Here is a 20050-nt window from a genome sequence, read left to right as displayed (position 1 = left end):
ACATGACGGAAGAATGAAAGGTGGTGCGCCGCAGGCAGCGCTCGCCGCGCTGCCGCCGCGGCAATGCGCCGCCGCACGGGCGTGGGATGGACATCGTCACGTCGCGGCGCCGGGCGGTTCGATACAATGGGCGCTGACATTTTTTTGCAAACAACCTGCCCTTGGACATCGACACTCCTCCCGGGCTGTCCGTCGACGCCGGCGAACAGGGCCAGACGGTGCGCCTGTACGGCCAGTGGACCGCGCTCGCGCTCGCCCGCAATCGCGGCGCCATCACGCGCCGCGTCGCGGGCCTCGCGTCCGCGCGCCCGCGCGAATGGGATCTGTCGGGCATCGAGCGGCTCGACCACGTCGGCGGCCAGGCGCTGTGGCGCGTATGGGGCCGCAAGCTGCCGGCCGGCGTCGAGCTGAGCGACACGCAGCGCACCATCTTCGAGCGCATCGAGCGTCTCGACAGCCAGCGCGAGGCGCCCGAGCGCGTCGTGCGCTTCGATCCGGTCACGCGCCTCGGGCTGGCGATCTTCACGTTCGGCGAGCATCTGCAGGGCGGCATCGCGATGTTCGGCCGCGTGATCCTCGACGCGTTGTCGGTGCTGCGCCGGCCGCAGACGATGCCGTGGAAGGAAACCTCGGCGAACATCTACAGCGCCGGCGCGCAGGCGCTGCCGATCACCGCGCTGGTCGCGTTCCTGATCGGCATCGTGCTCAGCTATCTGTCCGCGCAGCAGCTGCAGATGTTCGGCGCGAACCGCTACATCGTGAACATCCTCGGGCTGTCGGTGATCCGCGAGCTCGGCCCCGTGTTGTCGGCGATCCTGGTCGCGGGCCGCTCGGGCTCGGCGATCACCGCGCGGATCGGCGTGATGCGCGTGACCGAGGAGCTCGACGCGATGCGCGTGATGGGCATCCCGCACGGGCTGCGGCTGGTGCTGCCGCGCGTGCTGGCGCTCGGCGTCGCGATGCCGCTGCTGGTGATGTGGACCAACATCATCGCGCTGACCGGCGGCGCGCTCGCCGCGAAGTTCGTGCTCGCGATCGACTTCAACTATTTCGTGCGTTCGCTGCCGGGCGTCGTGCCGATCGCGAACCTGTACATCGGCGTCGGCAAGGGCGTCGTGTTCGGGATGCTGATCGCGCTGGTCGCCTGTCATTTCGGCTTCCGGATCAAGGCGAACTCGCAGAGCCTCGGCGAAGGCACGACGACGTCGGTCGTCACGTCGATCACGGTCGTGATCCTCGCCGACGCGGTGTTCGCGATCCTGTTTCAGAACGTGGGGCTCGGATGAGCACGTCTGACCATCCCGCCGCGCAGCCCGCGGCAGCCGGCGCGGGCGCGGCCGGCGCCGCACCTGGCGCGCCCGGCGGCGAGCTCGTGATCGAGGTGCGCAACCTCACCAAGCGCTACGGGCGCAACATCGTCCACCAGAAGCTCGACTTCGACGTACGGCGCGGCGAGATCGTCGCGATCGTCGGCGGCTCCGGCTCGGGCAAGACGACGCTGGTGCGGCAGATCCTCGGCCTCGAGCGGCCGACGTCGGGCACGATCAAGGTGTTCGGCGAGGATACGTCGACGATCGACGAAGCGAGCGCGCGGCTGATGCGCACGCGCTCGGGGATGCTGTTCCAGCAAGGCGCGCTGTTCTCGTCGATGACGGTGTTCGACAACATCGCGCAGCCGCTGCGCGAGCTCGGCCGCGTGCCGGCCGACCTGCTGCACGACATCGTGATGCTCAAGCTCGAGATGGTCGGGCTGCCGGGCAAGCATGCGTCGAAGATGCCGGCCGCGCTGTCGGGCGGGATGATCAAGCGCGTCGGCATCGCGCGCGCGATCGCGCTCGAGCCGGAGCTGCTGTTCCTCGACGAGCCGACGGCCGGCCTCGACCCGCAGGCCTCCGACGAATTCGTCGAGCTGATCGGGACGCTGCACCGCACGCTCGGGCTGACCGTCGTGATGGTCACGCACGACCTCGACACGATGGTCGCGCTGTCGACGCGCGTCGCGGTGCTGGCCGATCGCAAGGTGCTGGTCGCGGCGCCGGTCGAGGAGGCCGCGGGCGTCGACCATCCGTTCATCCACGAATATTTCCTGGGGCTGCGCGGGCGCCGCGCATTGCAGGCGCTGCCGCCCGAGCGGCGCGCGAAGCTGCCGAAGGCGGCCCTCGAACCGGCGCTGTCGAGCGTCGAGCTGTAGACGAACGCATCAAGCAAGGAACCCGCGAATGGAAAACAAATCACACGCGTTCTGGGCCGGCCTGTTCACGATCGCGCTGACGCTGGCGATCGCGGGCACCGTGTTCTGGTTCAACGTCGACCGCACCGTGCGCGTGCCGTACGACCTGCTCGCGCGCACCAACGTGACGGGCCTGTTCCCCGATGCGGCCGTGCGCTTTCGCGGGCTCGACGTCGGCAAGGTGCAGTCGATCGGCTTCGACCGTACCCATCCGGGCCAGATCCGCATCCGGATTCTCGTCGACCACGACGCGCCGATCACGCAGTCCACTTACGGCAGCCTGGGCTTCCAGGGCGTGACGGGCATCGCGTTCGTGCAGCTCGAGGACACCGGCCGCGACCTCGCGCCGCTGCCGTCGTCGTCGAAGTCGATCGCGCAGATTCCGATGCGGCCGAGCCTGTTCGACCAGATCCAGGAGCGCGGCGACGTGCTGCTGCGGCAGCTCGAACAGGCGGCCAAAAGCGCGAACGAGCTGATGTCGCCGGAGATGCGCGCGCAGCTGCTCGCGACGGCCGCGAGCCTGCAGCACGCGGCGGACGGCGCGGCGGCCCTGTCGAAGCAGCTCGAGCCGGCGGTGGCCGCGCTGCCCGACACGATGCATCAGGTCGATCGCGCGATGGCGTCCGCGAACACGCTGCTGCAGCCGAACGGCCCGCTCGTCGCGAACCTGAACAAGGCCGGCTCGGCGGCCGAGCAGGTCGGCGTCGCGCTGAACGACCTGAACGCACGCGTGCAGTACGACACGCTGCCGCGCTTCAACGCGCTGGCGGGCAGCGTCGGCGATGCGTCGCGGCAATTGAAGGACGTCGCGGGTGAACTCGGCCGCAATCCGAGCAGTCTGTTGTTCGGCTCGCCCGGCCCCGCGCCGGGCCCCGGCGAGGCGGGCTTCGTCTGGCCGGGTACGACGGCCGCGAAGTAGCGCGCCGCCATGCGCTGCCGCCCGCTGTAACCCGCCGCCGCGGCCGCCGTCGGTCGGCGGGCCGCGACGCCCGCGCGACGACGTCATCGAAACCGGAAACCTCATGCAGGAACATGCCATGCCACGAATCCTCGAACGCGCGCTGCGCCCGGCCGCGACCGCGCTCGCGCTGCTGACGCTCGCCCTCGCCGCCGGCTGCGCCGGCAACAGTGCGGCGCTGTCGAACGTCCGCTACGACCTCGGGCCGGCCGCGACGGTCGGCTCGACCGGCACGGGCTCGGCGCTGAAGGTGCTCGACATCGCCGCGCCCGACGCGCTCGACTCCGACAAGTTCGTCTACCGCCTCGCGTATGCGGACGCGCAGCGCACGGCCGTCTATCGCGACAGCCGCTGGACCGCGCCGCCCGCGCAACTGCTCACGCAGCGCCTGCGCGCGGCGTTGTCGTCGCGCGGCGCGGTGCTCGAAGGCTCCGACGGCGTGCGCGCGCCGACGCTGAAGGTCGACCTCACCGAGTTCGAGCAGGTGTTCGACGGGCAATCGCAGAGTCACGGCGCCGTCACCGCGCGCGCGACGTTGATGCAGGACGGCAAGGTGCTCGGTCAGCACACGTTCGTCTCGCGCGCGCCGTCGAGCACGCCCGATGCGGCCGGCGGCGCGAGCGCGCTGGCCGCCGCGAGCGATGAGCTGGTCGCGCAGATCGCCGCGTGGGTCGGCGTGCAGGCGTACGCGGGCACGCCGTGACGCGCGCCGCGCCGCCGCGATGAACGCGATACGCATGCCGCGCGCCTCGTCGCTCGCGCTGCAGGCGTTCGCCGCGTACGCGGCGCTCGTCGTCTATGCGTCGCTGTATCCGTTCGAAGGCTGGGTGTCGCTCGGCATCGGGCCGTTCGACTATCTGTTCGCGCCGCTGCAGCGTTACGTGACCGTGTTCGACGTGGCCACCAACGTGCTCGGCTACATGCCGTTCGGCGCGCTCGGCGTGCTCGCGCTGCATCCGCGCTGGCGCGGCGTCGCCGCGACGCTGGTGGTGACGGGGCTCGGCGTGCTGCTGTCGGGAACGATGGAGGCGCTGCAGACCTATCTGCCGACGCGCGTCGCGTCCAATCTCGATCTCGGCGCCAATGCGCTCGGCGCGCTGCTCGGCGCGTCGCTCGCGGCGCCGGCCACCGGCGCGCTGCTCGATCGCGGCGCGTTGCGGCGGCTGCGCTTCGCGTGGTTCGAGGCCGACGGCGCGACGCCGCTGCTGCTCGGCGCGCTGTGGCCGTTCGCGATCCTGTTTCCGTCGCCGTTCCTGTTCGGCATCGGCGACTGGCCGGCCGCGCTGTGGGAGCGCGCGGACCGGTCGATGCAGGACGCGCTGCTCGCCTGGCTGCCGGCCGCGTGGCACGTGAGCGAATGGCCCGAGCGCGTGGACGGCTGGCTGTCCGATTCCGGATGGGAAGCCGCGCTCGGCGCGCTGATGCTGTTCGCGGCGCTCGCGATCGCATCGCTGCCGATGCGCGCGAGCGCGCCGCGCGTGCGGCTGCTGATCGCGTTCGTCGCGGCCACGCTCGCGCTGAAGGCGGCCGCGACCTTCATGCAGTCGAGCACCGGCCTCGTCGTCGTGTGGGCGACGCCCGGCGCGCGGCTCGGCATCGAGCTCGGCTTCGCGGCGGCGCTCGTCGCGCTGCGCGTGCCGCCCGCGTGGCGGGCGCTGCTGGCGGCCGTCGCGCTGCTGGCGGGCGTCGCGCTCGTGAACCTGCTGCCGGTGAACCCGTTCTTCGACTTCACGCTGTCGGGCTGGCGGCAGGGCCGCTACGTGCACTTCAACAGCCTCGCGCGCTGGCTCGCATGGATCTGGCCGTACGCGGCGCTGCTCTGGCTCGGCCAGCGCGTCGAGCATGCGTGGCTGCCGGGGCGGGGGCGGCGCTGACCGGAGCTGACCGGAGCTGACCGGAGCTGACCGGAGCTGATCGGTGCTGACCGGAGCTTGACCGGAGCCGGGTTGGTGCTGCGCCCGGGCGGCGCCGGCTCGCCGCCCGGCGTTCCGGCCGCCGACGCCGCCGCGCGCCGGTCGCTATAATCGAGCGCACCTCCGTTGCAGCTGCGACGGCTCTCGCCCCTCTTTGCGTCCGGCATCGCGCCGGGCCGCTCGTCACCATCATGGATTCCTACTACCAGCACCACGTCTTCTTCTGCCTGAACCAGCGCGAACCGGGCGCCGAGCGTCCGAGCTGCGCGCAATGCGACGCGCAGACCATGCAGGAATACGCGAAAAAGCGCGTGAAGGAACTGGGCCTCGCGGGGCCCGGCAAGGTTCGCATCAACAAGGCCGGCTGCCTCGACCGCTGCGAGGAGGGGCCGGTGATGGTCGTGTATCCGGAAGGCACCTGGTACACGTACGTCGATCAGGCGGACATCGACGAGATCGTCGAATCGCACCTGCGCGACGGCAAGGTCGTCGAGCGCCTGAAGATCTGAGCGGGCGGCCCGGATGAACGTTCATACGCAGAAGTCGCTGATCGCCGGCCCGGTCGGCCAGATCGAAATCGCGGTCGACCTGCCCGACGCCGTGCGCGAGCGCCGCGCCGCGCCGCGCGGCATCGCGCTCGTCGCGCACCCGCATCCGCTGTTCGGCGGCACGATGGACAACAAGGTCGCGCAGACGCTCGCGCGCACGCTGGTCCAGCTGAACTACGTGGTGTACCGGTCGAACTTCCGCGGCGTCGGCGCGACCGAGGGCGTGCACGACAACGGCATCGGCGAGGCCGACGACCTGCTCGCGGTGCTCGCGCACATGCGCGCGCAGCCGGGCCTCGCGGAGCTGCCGCTGGTGCTCGCCGGGTTCTCGTTCGGCACCTTCGTGCTGTCGCATGTCGGCAAGCGGCTGCGCGACGCGGGCGAGGCGATCGAGCGGATGGTGTTCGTCGGCACCGCGGCGAGCCGCTGGCAGGTGGCCGAGGTGCCGGAAAACACGCTCGTGATCCACGGCGAAACCGACGACACCGTGCCGATCGGATCGGTCTACGACTGGGCGCGGCCGCAGGAGCTGCCGGTCGTCGTGATCCCCGGCGCCGAGCATTTCTTCCATCGCAAGCTGCACGTGCTCAAGCGCATCATCGTCGACGCGTGGCGTTGAGCGGTTGAACCGAACCGGCCGCGATGTCTCGCGGCTGGGTTGTCGGGTTCTTGGGTTGCCGTCCGACGGATCGACTGCCCGGTAGTCTTGCGGCTCGACAGAGCGATGGGCAGCCGTACAGCCGTACAGAGCGAGAGTCCGATAGCTCGATGGCTCGATGGCTCGACGGATCGACGGATCGACAGGGCGACAGGGCGACAGGGCGACAGCCGGGCAGGGCAATAGAACGACCGCCCGTCTACGAGCCCGCCCCCGCACATCCCCATCCCGCACACCCCCGCCCCCCACCGTCCACCCCCGCCGCCACGCTTCGAAATCCGAACGGCCGCGCAACTTGCACGCCGCCTGCACGCGCCTTTCGCGCGGCTTCGACGACGCTTGCCCGCTACGCAGCCGCGCTATCCTGCGCGAGCCGATGTGCGCCGACTTGCCGCCCGACTCGACGCCCGGTTCGCGAAAACGCCGTTCGCGGCCACGTATAATGGCCGCATTTCGCGTCGCCGGCGGCCCGGCTGGCCCATGCGGCGCTCGTTTCTCCGCCGCTGCGCCCGCTCGCGCGCGGCCGCGAACCGAACGCGTCCGCACGAGTCCAACCGCCGCGTTTCGCGCCGTCCGACGCAGTCGGGCGCATGCCCGGAACGCCCGCCGCCTTGCCGTTCAACCGTGCGCATTTCGCGCCGCACTTTCTGCCATCAGCCTGAATCGATCATGCGTCTGTCTTCCCACGGCCTCAAGTCTCTCGCTTCTTCCATCGCCTTCGGCACCGCCGCGCGCAACGTCGCGCTGGGCGTGATGCTGCCCGTCGCGCTCGCGTCGACGATCGTCGTCGCCGAGGCGAAGCCGGCCGCCAAGGCCCGTGCCGCGCATGCCGCGCATGCCGCGCCGGCCGCCGCCGAGCAGTCCACCGGCGCGCCCGCGACCTTCATGCCGGGCGCGGTGCCGCCGCCGGGCGTGAACGCGCGCTCGTGGGTGCTCGTCGATGCGACCAGCAACACGGTGCTGGCATCCGGCAACGCCGACGAACGCGTCGAGCCCGCATCGCTCACCAAGCTGATGACGGCCTACCTCGTGTTCGAAGCGCTCGACAAGAAGAAGATCTCGATGGAGCAGATCGTCACGCCGAGCGAGGCGGTGCGCCGCGTCGGCCGCGACGAGTCGCGCATGTTCATCGAGGCGAACAAGCCGGTGTCGGTGCACGACCTCGTCTACGGGATGATCATCCAGTCGGGCAACGACGCGGCGATCGCGCTGGCCGAACTGGTCGGCGGCAGCGAAGGGCAGTTCGTCACGCTGATGAACGACGAGGCGCAGCGCCTCGGCATGAAGGGCACGCACTTCGCCGACGTGAACGGCATGCCCGACCCGAACCACTACACGACGGCCGGCGACCTCGCGAAGCTGTCCGCACACCTGATCCGCGATTTTCCGCAGTACTACGGGATCTTCTCGGAGAAGGAATTCAAGTACAACAACATCCGCCAGGGCAACCGCAACCGCCTGCTGTGGCTCGATCCGACCGTCGACGGCCTGAAGACCGGCCATACGCAAGCGGCCGGCTACTGCCTGATCGCGTCGGCCAAGCGCGCGATTCCGGGCGTCGACGGCCAGCGCCGCCTCGTGTCGGTGATGATGGGCGAGCCGAAGGAGGGCGACCGCACCGCCGACAGCATGAAGATGCTGAACTACGGCTATAGCGCGTTCGACTCGGTGCGTCTGTTCAAGGGCGGCCAGGCGATGTCGACGCCGCGCATCTACAAGGGCAAGGCCAACACCGTGCAGGTCGGCGTGAAGGGCGACCAGTGGGTGACGGTGCCGCGCGGCTTCGGCGACAAGGTGAAGACGGAAGTCGACGTCAACGCGCCGCTCATCGCGCCGCTCGCCGAAGGCCAGCAGGTCGGCACGGTGAAGATCGTCGCCGACGGCAAGGCGCTGTCGGAATTCCCGGTCGTCGCGCTGCAGGCGGTGCCGGAAGCCGGCATCTTCGGCCGCATCTGGGACTCGATCCTGCTGATGTTCAGCAAGAAGAAGTAAGCGCGACGGGCCTTTGTTTCCACGACTTCATCCCCATCTGATATCGCCATGAGCCAAGCCGAATTCGAACCGATCGTGTACCTCAGCGTGTCGTCGCAGGAGGAGCTGGTGCCGCTGTCGCAAGCGCGCGTGCCGGTGCTCGACCGCGGGTTCATCTTCGGCGACGGCGTGTATGAAGTCGTGCCCGTCTACGCGCACGACGGCGCGCACGTGCCGTTCCGGATCGATCAGCATCTGGAGCGGCTCGCGCGCAGCCTGAAGAAGATCGGCATCGACGATCCGCACGACGCGCCCGGCTGGCGCGCGCTGATCGAGCGCGTGGTCGAGGCGAACGCGCCCGGCCTCGGCGACGGCCATGCGCTCGTCTACCTGCAGGTCACGCGCGGCGTCGCGAAGCGCGGCCATGCGTTCCCGGCGCACGCGGTGCCCACCGTGTTCGCGATGACGAGCCCGCTGCGCCTGCCGTCGGCGGACGAGCGCGCGCGCGGCGTGCGCTGCGTGACGGCCGAGGATCGCCGCTGGCTGCATTGCGACATCAAGTCGATCTCGCTGCTCGGCAACGTGCTGATGGCGCAGCATGCGGCGGAGCGCGACGCGTTCGAGACGATTCAGCTGCGCGACGGCAACGTGACCGAAGGATCGTCGTCGAACGTCTGGATCGTGAAGAACGGCGAGCTGTTCGCGCCGCCGCGCAGCAACAGGATTCTCGAAGGCATCCGCTACGCGCTGCTCGAGCAGCTGGCCGGCGAATGCGAGGTGCGGTTCGTCGCGCGCGAGATCAGCGAGGTCGAGTTGCGCGCGGCGGACGAGATCATGCTCACGTCGGCCACGAAGGAAATCCTGCCCGTCACGTCGCTCGACGACCTGCCGGTCCACGGCGGCACGCCTGGGCCGGTATTCGCGGCGTTGTACGACGCGTACCAGCGCGCGAAGGCGCGCGAGTTTGAACAGTTTGACCTAACCCGGAGAAAGTGATGAGCGAACCGACCAAAACCATCGAGGTAACCGGCGCGATCGATGCGCGGAAGGAGTCGCTGCTCGAGTTTCCGTGCGATTTCCCGATCAAGATCATGGGCAAGGCGCACCCGGAGTTCAAGGACACGATCTTCAAGGTCGTGTCCGTGCATGACAACGAGATCGACGTCGAGAAGATCGAGGAGCGCGCATCGAGCGGCGGCAACTACACGGGCCTGACGATCACCGTGCGCGCCACGAGCCAGGCGCAACTCGACGACATCTATCGCGCGCTGACCGGCCATCCGATGGTCAAGGTCGTGCTGTGACGATGCGCGTGCGCGTTCTCGTTCGCGCGCCCTAAGCGCTTCCCGTCCTTTCCTGTGCGCGCGCGGCGGGAAGCGCACTCGCCGCGTGCCGCGCGTCCAGTTCGTCGCAGCGCCGCCGGTATTCGGCGACTTCCTGCAGCAGCCACGCCCTGAACGCCTGCACGCGCGGCGTGGCGATCAGCGGCGGCGGACACACGAAAAAGTAGTGCCACGGGCTCGGCCCGGCGATGTCGAACAGCCGCACCAGCCGCCCGGCGAGCAGATCGTCCACCGCGAGCGAACGGCGCACCAGCGCGATGCCCTGGCCCTCGATCGCGGCCAGCAGCAGGTTCGACGAATCCTGATACAGAATTCCCCGCTTCGGCTCGGTCAGCGTATCGAGCCCGGCCGCGTTGAACCACGGCCGCCACAGCTCGTCGTCCGAGCGCAGCAGCCGGTAGTGCGCGAGATCGGCGGGCGTCTGCGGCAGCTTGCCGCCGTTCAGCGTCGGCGAGCATGCGGGAAAAAACACCTCTTCGAACAGCGGCTCGACATGCAACCCCGGATAGTTGCCGGAGCCGAAGCGGATCGCGAGATCGACGTCGTCGCGCGCGAAATCGGTCAGCGAGTTGGTCGACTGCAGCTCGACGTCGATTTCCGGATGCCGCTCGATGAACGTGCCGATGCGCGGCGTGATGAAGCGCGCGGCGAACGACGACAGCATCGACACCACCAGCCGCCGTCCGCGGTCGCTCGCGCGCACGTCGCGGGTCGCGTCGGCGATCACCATCAGCGCGGCGCGCACCTGCTGCGCATAGCGCATCCCGGCGTCGGTCAGGCACAGCCGCTTGCCGTTGCGCGTGAACAGCTGCACGCCGAGCTCGTCCTCGAGCGCGCGCACCTGGTGGCTGACCGCGCCGTGCGTGACGTACAGCTCGTCGGCGGCGCGGGAGAAATTCTCGTGACGGGCGGCGGCTTCGAACGCGCGGATCGCGTTCAGCGCGGGCAGCTGGCGGAGGTCCATTTGCTAATTTTCCTCACATCGACGTGAAAATTGGTCGTTTGGTCGGGCGCCCCTGGATGACTACGATTGTAGCCATCGAAGCATTTATTGGCGGAGACGATCATGCAAGAAATTTCCTCAAGCATCACGTTCGAAATCCCCGCGGGCGAAACCGTGCCGATGAAGGTGCAACGCAGCACGCGCCTGACGGTGCAGCGCGGGCCGTTGTGGGCGACGCGCAGCAACGACGTCGAAGACTACTTCCTGGTGGACGGCGAGACGCTGCGGCTGCGCCGCGGCGAGCGCCTGTGGCTGAGCGCGGAAAGCGCGCAGGGCGCGTACGTCGCGTTCTCGGTGTCGCGCCCGGCGGCCGAGGTCGCGCGCGGTGCGCTCGCGCGGCTGCGCGAGCGCGTGAGCGCGTTGCTCCACGACGGCTGGCGCACCGTCTGACGCGGCTTTCGTCGGACGGATGCGTGCGATCCGTCCCCTTCCGCTGCCGGCGGGACCGGTGGGTTTTCGGTAAACTACCGTCCATGTCCGTCTCGCCGGTTGCCATCGTGTCCACGCCCGTCGCTGTTTCCGCATCGCCCGCCGGCTCGCCGGCTCAGCACGACGCGCCGCTCACCGTGCGCTGGCGCGGCACCGAGGCATACCAGACCAGCTTCGACGCGATGCGCGCGTTCACCGATGCACGCACCGCCGAGACCCCCGACGAGATCTGGATCGTCGAGCATCCGCCCGTCTACACGCTCGGCCAGGCCGGCGACCCGGCCCATCTGCTGGTGGCCGACAGCGGCGTGCCGCTCGTGAAGGTCGACCGCGGCGGGCAAATCACCTATCACGGCCCCGGCCAGATCGTCGCCTACCTGCTGCTCGACTTGCGCCGGCGCAAGCTGATGGTCCGCACGCTGGTGACGCGGATCGAAGAGGCCGTGATCGAAACCCTCGCGGCGTATAATCTCGCTTCGGTCCGCAAGGCGGGCGCGCCCGGCATCTACGTGGCATCCGGCGTGCACGGGGGCGCGAAGATCGCGGCCCTCGGCCTGAAGATCCGCAACGGCTGCAGCTACCACGGGCTGAGCCTGAACGTGAAGATGGATCTGCGCCCGTTTCTCGCGATCAACCCGTGCGGCTATGCCGGACTGGAAACCGTCGACATGGCGAGCCTCGAGGTTGCCGCCGACTGGAACGACGTCGCCCGCACGCTGGTCGGGCGCCTGATCGCCAACCTCGACGGCGCATCCGCGGCCGCCGACAAGCCGCACGCACTGGAACATTCGAATGACTGACGTTACCGCTTCCCCCGCCCCGGCCGATCCGGCCGCGACCCCTGCCTACGATCCCACCGCCAAGCAGAAGGCGCAGGCGAAGACGGCGCGCATCCCGATCAAGGTCATTCCGATCGAGAAGCTGAAGAAGCCCGAGTGGATCCGCGTGAAGGCGGCCACCGGCAGCTCGCGCTTCAACGAGATCAAGACGATCCTGCGCGAGCACAACCTGCATACCGTGTGCGAGGAAGCGAGCTGCCCGAACATCGGCGAATGCTTCGGCAAGGGCACCGCGACGTTCATGATCATGGGCGACAAGTGCACGCGCCGCTGCCCGTTCTGCGACGTCGGCCACGGCCGTCCCGATCCGCTCGACGCGGATGAACCGAAGAACCTCGCCCGCACGATCGCCGCGCTCAAGCTCAAGTACGTGGTGATCACGAGCGTCGACCGCGACGACCTGCGCGACGGCGGCGCCGCCCACTTCGTCGAGTGCATCCGCGAAACGCGTGCGCAGTCGCCGGACACGCGCATCGAGATCCTGACGCCGGACTTCCGCGGCCGTCTCGATCGCGCGATCTCGATCCTGAACGCCGCACCGCCCGACGTGATGAACCACAACCTCGAAACGGTGCCGCGCCTGTACAAGGAAGCGCGCCCGGGTTCGGACTACGCGCATTCGCTGAAGCTGCTGAAGGACTTCAAGGCGCTGCATCCGGACGTCGCGACCAAGTCGGGCCTGATGGTCGGCCTCGGCGAGACCGAAGAGGAAATCCTGCAGGTGATGCGCGACCTGCGCGCGCACGACGTCGACATGCTGACGATCGGCCAGTATCTGCAGCCGTCGGAGCACCATCTGCCGGTGCGTGCATACGTGCATCCGGATACCTTCAAGATGTACGAGGAAGAAGCGTACAAGATGGGCTTCACGCACGCGGCCGTCGGCGCGATGGTGCGCTCGAGCTATCACGCCGATCTGCAGGCGCATGGGGCCGGCGTGGTCTGAGCGTCGCGTCTTCGCATCATGCGGGCGCCGCAGGTGTGCGCCGCCCGTCATGCAGTCAAACCAAGCCCGCAGCGATGCGGGCTTGTTCGTTTTGGGGTGCGTTACAGGCACCGGCTGTCCGCGCACGCCGATCGTCGCCCGTGCGGATGCGCGATCCAATCGAACGTGCAAAGCAAAGCTGAAACGCCGTCGATAGCTTCGCAGGATAAGTTCGCTCCCGCCGCGCGCAAAGCTCGTAAAGTCGGCTCTCCCGCAGCAATGCCCGTATTCGAAGGAGAGCCGCATGTCCCGTTTCAGCTTCATCCGCCGCGCCGTCGTCGCGCTGACCGCCTTTGCCGCGCTCGGCGCGGCGCACGCCGAATCGCGCGAAGTCGTGATCGCGTACCAGGACATGGTCGTGCCGTGGCGCTACGCGCAGGCGAGCGGTGAAGTCGAGAAGGCGACCGGCTACAAGGTCACGTTCCGCAAGCTCGACAGCGGCGCCGACGTGATCCGCGCGCTTGCGTCGGGCTCGGTGCAGCTCGGCGAGGCCGGCTCGAGCCCGATTGCGGCCGGTCTGTCGCAAGGGCTCGACATTTCGTTGTTCTGGGTGCTCGACAACATCAACGACGCCGAGGCGCTGGTCGCGCGCAACGGCTCCGGCGTGACCAGCATCGCCGCGCTGAAGGGCCGGAAGATCGGCGTGCCGTTCGTGTCGACGTCGCACTTTCATACGCTGGTCGCGCTGCAGGCCGCCGGCGTGAACCCGAACGACGTGAAGATCGTCAACCTGCGTCCGCCGGAAGTCGCGGCCGCGTGGGCGCGCGGCGACATCGACGCGACCTACATCTGGGATCCGGTGCTCGCGAAGGTCAAGCAGTCGGGCACCGTGCTGACGACCTCGGGCCAGGTCGCGAAGCAAAGCGGCAAGGCGACCTTCGACGGCTTCGTCGTGAGCCGCAAGTTCGCGCGCGAGAACCCCGAGTTCGTCGCGCGTTTCGTGAAGGTGCTCGCCGCCGCCGATGCCGATTACCGCGCCCATGCGGCCGCGTGGAAGGTCGGCTCGCCGCAGGTTGCGGCCGTCGCCAAGGTGTCGGGCGCGAACGCGCAGGACGTGCCGGCCAGCCTCGCGCTGTACGCGTTCCCGACGCCCGCCGAGCAGGCGTCGCCGACGTGGCTCGGCGGCGGCGCGCAGTCGGGCGCCGCGAAGTCGCTCGCGGCCACCGCCGCATTCCTCAAGACGCAGGGCACGATCCAGACGGTGCTGGCCGATTATTCGGTCGGCGTCGATCCGCAGTTCGTGCAGAAGGCGGCGCGCTGAGCGCCGCCGCGCCGGCGCACCCTCGCGGAGGCTTCGATCATGAGCACGCTGGAAGTTCGGCAGCTGTCGGTCGCCTATCCGGGCGAACGCGGTCGGCCGACCACGCACGCGCTTGCGCGCGTCGACCTGCACATCGACAGCGGTGAATTCGTCGTCGCGCTCGGCGCGTCCGGATGCGGAAAGACGACGCTGCTGAACTGCATGGCCGGTTTCGTCGCGCCGACGACGGGCGAGGTGCGCGTCGACGGCGTGCCGGTCAGCGGCCCCGGCGCCGATCGCGGCGTCGTGTTCCAGAAATATGCGCTGCTGCCGTGGCTCGACGTGCTCGGGAACGTCGCGCTCGGGCTGCGCTTCGCGCGCATGCCGAAGGCCGAGCGCGAAGCGCGCTCGCGCGAGATGCTCGCACTCGTCGGCCTCGAGCGCCATGCGCATGCGCGCGTCTACGAGCTGTCGGGCGGCATGCAGCAGCGCGTCGGCATCGCGCGGGCGCTCGCGAGCGAGCCGCGCGTGCTGCTGATGGACGAGCCGATGGGCGCGCTCGACGCGATGACGCGCGGCACGATGCAGGCGCTCGTGCTCGACGTGTGGGCGCGCACCGGCAAGACGGTGTTCTTCATCACGCACGACGTCGAGGAGGCGCTGTTCCTCGCGACGCGCCTGGTCGTGATGACGCCCGGCCCCGGCCGCATCGCGCAGACCTTCGAGCTGCCGTTCGCGCGACGTTACGTCGCGTCGCGCGATGCGCGCGCGGTGAAGTCGTCGCAGGAATTCATCGCATGGCGCGAGCGGCTGATCGCCTATCTGCACCGCGACGACGCCGTCGCGCCGGCCGCGTGATGCAGGAGCTCGCGCGGCACGGCGCGTCCGTCGGGCGCGTGCGCATCGCCACATTGGACAGGCAGGACGACATGAGTATGCAGGATTCGTGGGCGGCCGATCGAGCGGCCGCCGACTTCGACGGGAACCGGCCGGCGCCGCAGCGGCGCGTGCGCGCGTCGCATCGCTACCGGCTGCCGGGGCAAGGCAACACGTCGGCGCTGAGCGCTGCGACGCTCGCTGCGCTGGCCGCACTGTGGTGGATCGCGACGCATCGGCAATGGCTGCCGCCGCTGTTCCTGCCGGCGCCGGAGGCGGTGTGGCGCGCGTTCGTCGACGCGGCGCACGGCCGCATCCAGGGCGGGTTGCCGTTGTCCGAGCATCTGATGTGGAGCGCCGCGCGCGTGTTCGGCGCGTTCGCGTTCGCGACGGCGATCGGCGTGCCGGCCGGCATCCTGATGGGCGTGAGCCGGATCGCGCGCGGCGTGCTGGATCCACTGCTGGAGTTCTACCGGCCGCTGCCGCCGCTGGCTTATCTGCCGCTCGTCGTGATCTGGTTCGGCATCGACGAGACGGCGAAGCTCGTCGTGATCTTCCTCGCCTGCTTCGCGCCGATCGCGATGGCCGCCCGTGCGGGCGTGCGCGCCGCGACGGTCGAGCAGATCAACGCCGCGTATTCGCTCGGCGGCAGCTTTGCGCAGATCGTGCGCCACGTCGTGCTGCCCGCCGCGCTGCCGGAGATCCTCACCGGGCTGCGGATCGCGATCGGTTTCGGCTGGACGACGCTCGTCGCCGCCGAGATGGTCGCCGCGACGGCCGGGCTCGGGCAGATGGTGCTCAACGCGTCGAGCTTTCTGCGCACCGATATCGTCGTGATGGGCATCCTGATCATCGGCGCGATCGCGTGGCTGTTCGATCTCGCGATGCGGTGGGTCGAGCGGCGTGCGGTGCCGTGGAAGGGGCGCGGGTGAGGCGTCGCACGGCCGTGCCGGAGCCGCCTTCGCGAGCATGATGAGCGGGCGGGGCAGGTTGCCCGTCGCCGCTTGCTGTCATACGATGCCGACATGATGAAATCCCTCACGCCAGCCGAACTCGACGAACTCGGCACATTCCTGATCTCCGATGTCGCGTCGGAAGAAACGCTGACTCTCGCCGGCCTCGACGGCTACTTGACCGCGATCGCGGCCGGGCCTGTCACGCTGCTGCCGAGCCAATGGCTGGCCGGCGTATGGGGGCCGACGGACGACGACGCACCGGCTTTCGATACGATGGAGCAGGCGCAGCGCGTGCTGGGTCTGCTGATGCGACATTACAACGGCATTATCGGCAGCCTGGAGCGCAATGCCGACGCATTTCGGCCGGTGTTCGACACGGTCGTCTATGCCGACGACGCGCGTGAATATCGCGATGCCGAGGCCTGGGCATTCGGCTTCATGCAGGCGATCGCTCTGTCCCAGGAATACTGGCAGCCGCTCTTCGACGATCCGCAAGGCCAGGCATGGATGCGGCCGCTTCGCCTGCTCGGCGGGGACGAAGCGGCCGCCGACGAAGTTGCGCCCGACGACGCGCAGCTGATGCTCGATCCGTCCGGGCGGGAAACCCTGGCCGACCGGATTCCCGCAGCCGTCGCCGGCATCTATCGTTACTGGTTGCCGTATCGCCGCGCCGTGCAGGAGCGGCGCGTTGCCGCGACAGCGCAGCGTTCGGAACCGAAAATCGGGCGCAACGATCCCTGTCCGTGCGGCAGCGGCAAGAAGTTCAAGAAATGCTGCGGCGCGGCCACCACGCTGCACTGAGGGCGCGCCTTACTTCACGCATCCACGCAGCCGACGGCAGGCGCTGACCGGCGTCAGCCGTCATTCCCCCAGCGCGACGCCTTCGCGCCGTGGGTCGGCGCCGCCGAACCACACCGTCTGCCCCTGCACGTTCAGCCGCTGGATGCCCTGCAGCCCCGAGTTCATCTCGACGACGCGCACGTCGTGGCCGCGCCCTTTCAGCCCGTCGACGAGCGCGTCCGACACGCGGCCGCGCTCCAGCTGCGTCGGCCCGTTCATCGACCCGAAGTTCGGCAGCGCGATCGCCTGCTGCATCGTCATTCCCCAGTCCATCACGCCGATCAGCGTCTTCGCGACGTGATTGATGATCGCGGGGCCGCCGGCCGAACCGACGATCATCGTCACCTGCCTGGTCTTCCGGTCGAACACGAGCTCCGGCGACATCGCCGAGCGCGGCCGCTTGCCCGGCTGCACGCGGTTCGCGACCGGGCGCCCGTGCTCGCTCGGCACGAACGAGAAGTCGGTCAGCTGGTTGTTCAGCATGAAGCCGCGCACCATCAGCCGCGAACCGAACGCATCTTCGACGCTGGTCGTCATCGACAGCGCGTGGCCGTAGCGGTCGATGATCGCGATGTCGGACGTGGACGGCAGTTCGGCGCTTCGATCGTCGGCGAGCGCGAGCGTCGCGCCCTGCGGCGTGCCGGGCTGCGCGACGCCCATGCTGGTCTCGCCGACCAGCCGCGCGCGCTGCGCGAGATACGCCTTGTCGGTGAGGCTCGCCCAGTTGCCGCCCGGTAGCGGCGCGAAATCGGGATCGGCGACGTAGCGCGCGCGATCCGCGTACGCGAGGCGCCCGGCTTCGCTGAACAGATGCGCGGCGAACGGCGTCGGCTCGTAGCCGACGTCGTTGCGCACCGGCTTCTGCGCGCCGATCTGCTGCCAGTCGGGCATTGCTTCCAGGATGCCCAGCATCTGCGCGATCGCGAGGCCGCCCGACGACGGTGGCGGCATCCCGCACACCACCGAGCGCCGGTAGTCGGTACACAGCGGCGCACGCACCTTCGCCTTGTAGCGCGCGAGATCCTGCAGCGTCAGCAGGCCGGGGTTGGTCGGATGCCGGCGTACCTTCGCGACGATGTCGCGCGCGATCGGCCCGGTGTAGAACGCGTTCGCGCCGCGCTCGGCGATCTGGCGCAGCACGGCCGCGAGCGCCGGATTCTTCAGCACGGTGCCGGCCGCCTTCGGCGTGCCGTCCGGGTTGTAGAAGTACGCGCGTGCGACCGGGTCGTTCATCAGGTACTTGTCATTCGCGATCAGCATCGCGAGGCGCGGGCTGATCGTGAAGCCGCGCTCCGCGAGCCGGATCGCGGGCTGGAACAGCCGCCGCCACGGCAGCTTGCCGTGCGCGCGGTGCGCGGCGTCGAGCATCCGCAGCACGCCCGGCGTGCCGACCGAGCGCCCGCCGACGACACCGTCGTAGAAGCTCAGCGGCTGGCCCGTCGGGCCGTAGAACAGCCGCTCGGTCGCGGCGGCCGGCGCGGTCTCGCGGCCGTCGTACGCCTGCGTCGCGTTGCCGTCGAAGTACAGCATGAAGGCGCCGCCGCCGAGCCCGGACGACTGCGGCTCGACGAGCCCGAGCACCATCTGCGTCGCGATCGCCGCGTCGATCGCGGTGCCGCCGGCCTTCAGCATGTCGTAGCCGGCTTGCGCCGCGAGCGGGTTCGCGGCCGCGATCATGAAGTGCTGCGCGGTCCAGCCCGGCTTGTCGGTCCAGCCGGACGACGGCTCGGGTGCCTGGACGCCCGGCAGCGGCACCGCGCCGCCCGACGCCGCGGCGACCGGGACGACCGCGCCCGACGATGCGGACGGCGACGTGCAGCCGGCGCTGAACGCGACCAGCGCGACGAAGGCGAGGCCCGCGAGCGCGGCAACGGGCGTCCGGGGACGCGAAGGCGGACGAATCGGGTCGGACATTGAACCCTCGGCAACGTTGAATTCGAAGGACGTGTGGGTGTGGGGGCATGCACGCGGGGCACGGCGCACGGCGCACGGCGCACGGCACACGGCACACGGCACACGGCACACGGCACACGGCACACGGCACACGGCACACGGCACACGGCACACGGCACGCGCGCTGCAATGCGCCGCACGGCGCACACAGCACACACGCGAAACGCATCCAGCATGCCAAGCGCATGCGACATCCGACACGCGTGCGCCCATCCCACACTGAACGGCGCGCTATTTTCGCCGCGCGCCCGGCCGCTTGTCATCAGACAGGAAACCCTGACGAATCGCGCCGGGCCCGCGCCGGCCGGCCTTGCCGGCCTGTTCGAGGATGAACTCTATGAAGGTCGCGGTCGCGCGCGTGTGGTGGCGGTTCGGCATGTACAGCATGTACATGTGCGTGCCGAAGATGCTCAAGCGGTACGCGTCGAGCGACGTGACTACCGCGCCGCGCCGCAGGTCGTCCTGCACCACGTAGTCGGGCACGATGCCGACGCCGATCCCCGCGAGGATCGCCTGGCGCAGGAACAGGAAGTTCTCGGAGATCAGCGTAGGTTCGAGCAGCACCTCGTGGCGCTCGTCGCCGAGATACGCGGCGATCCGCAGTTGCCGCCCGAGCACCGTCGCGGTGACGACCGGCGCGGCGCTCAGCGCGTCGAGGCTCGCCGGCATCCCGTGCGCAGCGGCGAACGCGGGCGATGCGCAGGCGACGTAGCGCACGGCGCCCATGTCGCGCGCGACGAGGTTCTGCGGCGGCTCGGACATCACGCGGATCGCGATGTCGACCTCGTCGCGCATCAGATCCTCGACGCGATTCTCGAACACCACGTCCAGCACGATGCCGGGATGCAGCCGCTTGAACGCGAGCAGCCAGTCGGACATCACCATCTGCCCATAGCCGCTCGGCACCGACAGCCGCACGCGGCCCTGCAGGTCCTGGCCGAGCGTCGTCACCGATTCCTGCGCGGCCAGCAACTCGTTGCGGATGCGCCGGCCGTGCTCGTACAGCTTCAAGCCGATCTCGGTCGGCTCGATGCGGCGCGTCGTGCGGCGCACGAGCTGCTGGCCGATCGAGCGTTCGAGCTGGTTCAGCCGGTAGCTGACGTTCGCGCGGCTCATCTTGAGCCGCTGCGCGGCCTTGCTCAGGTTGCCCGCGTCGAGGATCTCGACGAGCAGCGTCAGCGCATTCAGGTCCATCCGCGAGGTCTCCCGGTCCGTCCCGTGCGACGGTTCGAACGCATTCAATGTCAAGTCGGACTTGACAGCTTGTAAAGGCATGCGGGAATTGTCAATGAATCTCGATCAATCGAG

Annotated in this window: 20 protein-coding genes; 17 read left to right on the top strand and 3 right to left on the bottom strand. The window is 69.4% G+C overall.

All coding sequences use genetic code 11. From position 1 onward, the window contains the following. Positions 1–161: 161 nt before the first annotated feature. From MYA_RS12950 to MYA_RS12905, 10 genes are all read left to right on the top strand, one after another. The gene (locus MYA_RS12950) at positions 162–1286 is read left to right on the top strand and encodes an MlaE family lipid ABC transporter permease subunit (RefSeq protein ID WP_011886150.1); all 1125 of its coding nucleotides are present in this window, start codon (positions 162–164) and stop codon (positions 1284–1286) included. Then, positions 1283–2191 carry an ABC transporter ATP-binding protein gene (locus MYA_RS12945; protein ID WP_014723727.1) on the top strand — a complete coding sequence of 303 codons (909 nt, stop codon included), beginning with the start codon at positions 1283–1285 and terminating at the stop codon, positions 2189–2191. The genes MYA_RS12950 and MYA_RS12945 overlap by 4 nt, the downstream gene beginning before the upstream one ends. A 28-nt stretch (positions 2192–2219) precedes the next feature. Further along, complete coding sequence (locus tag MYA_RS12940; protein ID WP_011886148.1) at positions 2220–3149, top strand: MlaD family protein; 930 nt, start codon at positions 2220–2222, stop codon at positions 3147–3149. 118 nt (positions 3150–3267) lie between these two features. After that, positions 3268–3891, top strand: a complete 624-nt coding sequence (locus MYA_RS12935; protein ID WP_011886147.1) for an ABC-type transport auxiliary lipoprotein family protein — start codon at positions 3268–3270, stop codon at positions 3889–3891. Positions 3892–3910: 19 nt separating this feature from the next. Next, entirely contained in the window at positions 3911–5062 is a 1152-nt protein-coding gene (locus tag MYA_RS12930) for a VanZ family protein (RefSeq protein ID WP_034192530.1), read from the top strand. Between the two features lie 230 nt (positions 5063–5292). After that, positions 5293–5610, top strand: a complete 318-nt coding sequence (locus MYA_RS12925) for a (2Fe-2S) ferredoxin domain-containing protein (RefSeq protein WP_011886145.1) — start codon at positions 5293–5295, stop codon at positions 5608–5610. A 13-nt stretch (positions 5611–5623) separates the two neighbouring features. Then, on the top strand, positions 5624–6268 hold the full coding sequence (locus MYA_RS12920) for an alpha/beta hydrolase (protein ID WP_014723726.1): 645 nt from the start codon (positions 5624–5626) through the stop codon (positions 6266–6268). Between the two features lie 708 nt (positions 6269–6976). Continuing rightward, positions 6977–8299, top strand: a complete 1323-nt coding sequence (locus MYA_RS12915; RefSeq protein ID WP_041493898.1) for a D-alanyl-D-alanine carboxypeptidase family protein — start codon at positions 6977–6979, stop codon at positions 8297–8299. 48 nt (positions 8300–8347) lie between these two features. Beyond that, positions 8348–9274, top strand: a complete 927-nt coding sequence (locus tag MYA_RS12910; protein ID WP_014723723.1) for a D-amino acid aminotransferase — start codon at positions 8348–8350, stop codon at positions 9272–9274. Continuing rightward, complete coding sequence (locus MYA_RS12905; protein WP_011886141.1) at positions 9274–9582, top strand: HP0495 family protein; 309 nt, start codon at positions 9274–9276, stop codon at positions 9580–9582. The genes MYA_RS12910 and MYA_RS12905 overlap by 1 nt, the downstream gene beginning before the upstream one ends. Positions 9583–9613: 31 nt before the next feature. Here MYA_RS12905 and MYA_RS12900 read toward each other — a convergent pair whose 3' ends face one another. Next, entirely contained in the window at positions 9614–10585 is a 972-nt protein-coding gene (locus MYA_RS12900) for a transcriptional regulator GcvA (protein ID WP_011886140.1), read from the bottom strand. 102 nt (positions 10586–10687) lie between these two features. Between MYA_RS12900 and MYA_RS12895 the strand changes: the two genes are divergently transcribed. From MYA_RS12895 to MYA_RS12865, 7 genes are all read left to right on the top strand, one after another. Beyond that, entirely contained in the window at positions 10688–11014 is a 327-nt protein-coding gene (locus MYA_RS12895; protein ID WP_011886139.1) for a DUF2917 domain-containing protein, read from the top strand. A gap of 83 nt (positions 11015–11097) precedes the next feature. Then, positions 11098–11853 (top strand): lipoyl(octanoyl) transferase LipB, encoded by a 756-nt coding sequence (gene lipB, locus MYA_RS12890; RefSeq protein ID WP_011886138.1) that lies wholly within the window; start codon positions 11098–11100, stop codon positions 11851–11853. Then, entirely contained in the window at positions 11846–12838 is a 993-nt protein-coding gene (gene lipA, locus MYA_RS12885; protein ID WP_011886137.1) for a lipoyl synthase, read from the top strand. The genes lipB and lipA overlap by 8 nt, the downstream gene beginning before the upstream one ends. 283 nt (positions 12839–13121) lie before the next feature. After that, entirely contained in the window at positions 13122–14138 is a 1017-nt protein-coding gene (gene tauA / locus MYA_RS12880; RefSeq protein WP_011886136.1) for a taurine ABC transporter substrate-binding protein, read from the top strand. A 39-nt stretch (positions 14139–14177) separates the two neighbouring features. Then, complete coding sequence (locus MYA_RS12875; RefSeq protein WP_011886135.1) at positions 14178–14975, top strand: taurine ABC transporter ATP-binding protein; 798 nt, start codon at positions 14178–14180, stop codon at positions 14973–14975. After that, positions 14975–15925: an ABC transporter permease subunit gene (locus tag MYA_RS12870; RefSeq protein ID WP_041493897.1), complete on the top strand. Its 951-nt coding sequence runs from the start codon at positions 14975–14977 to the stop codon at positions 15923–15925. The genes MYA_RS12875 and MYA_RS12870 overlap by 1 nt, the downstream gene beginning before the upstream one ends. A 96-nt stretch (positions 15926–16021) precedes the next feature. Beyond that, positions 16022–16750, top strand: a complete 729-nt coding sequence (locus MYA_RS12865; RefSeq protein ID WP_230945382.1) for a UPF0149 family protein — start codon at positions 16022–16024, stop codon at positions 16748–16750. Positions 16751–16810: 60 nt separating this feature from the next. Here the strand turns inward: MYA_RS12865 and ggt are convergent, their stop codons facing one another. Both ggt and MYA_RS12855 read right to left on the bottom strand, forming a co-directional pair. Continuing rightward, complete coding sequence (gene ggt / locus MYA_RS12860) at positions 16811–18703, bottom strand: gamma-glutamyltransferase (protein ID WP_014723718.1); 1893 nt, start codon at positions 18701–18703, stop codon at positions 16811–16813. 270 nt (positions 18704–18973) lie between these two features. After that, complete coding sequence (locus MYA_RS12855; protein ID WP_014723717.1) at positions 18974–19936, bottom strand: LysR family transcriptional regulator; 963 nt, start codon at positions 19934–19936, stop codon at positions 18974–18976. Between the last annotated feature and the right edge of the window lie 114 nt (positions 19937–20050).

The sequence above is a fragment of the Burkholderia sp. KJ006 genome (assembly GCF_000262695.1).
GTDB lineage: Bacteria > Pseudomonadota > Gammaproteobacteria > Burkholderiales > Burkholderiaceae > Burkholderia > Burkholderia vietnamiensis.
Note: the sequence above shows the minus strand (reverse complement) of the source record. Positions and strands in the feature narration are given on the sequence as shown.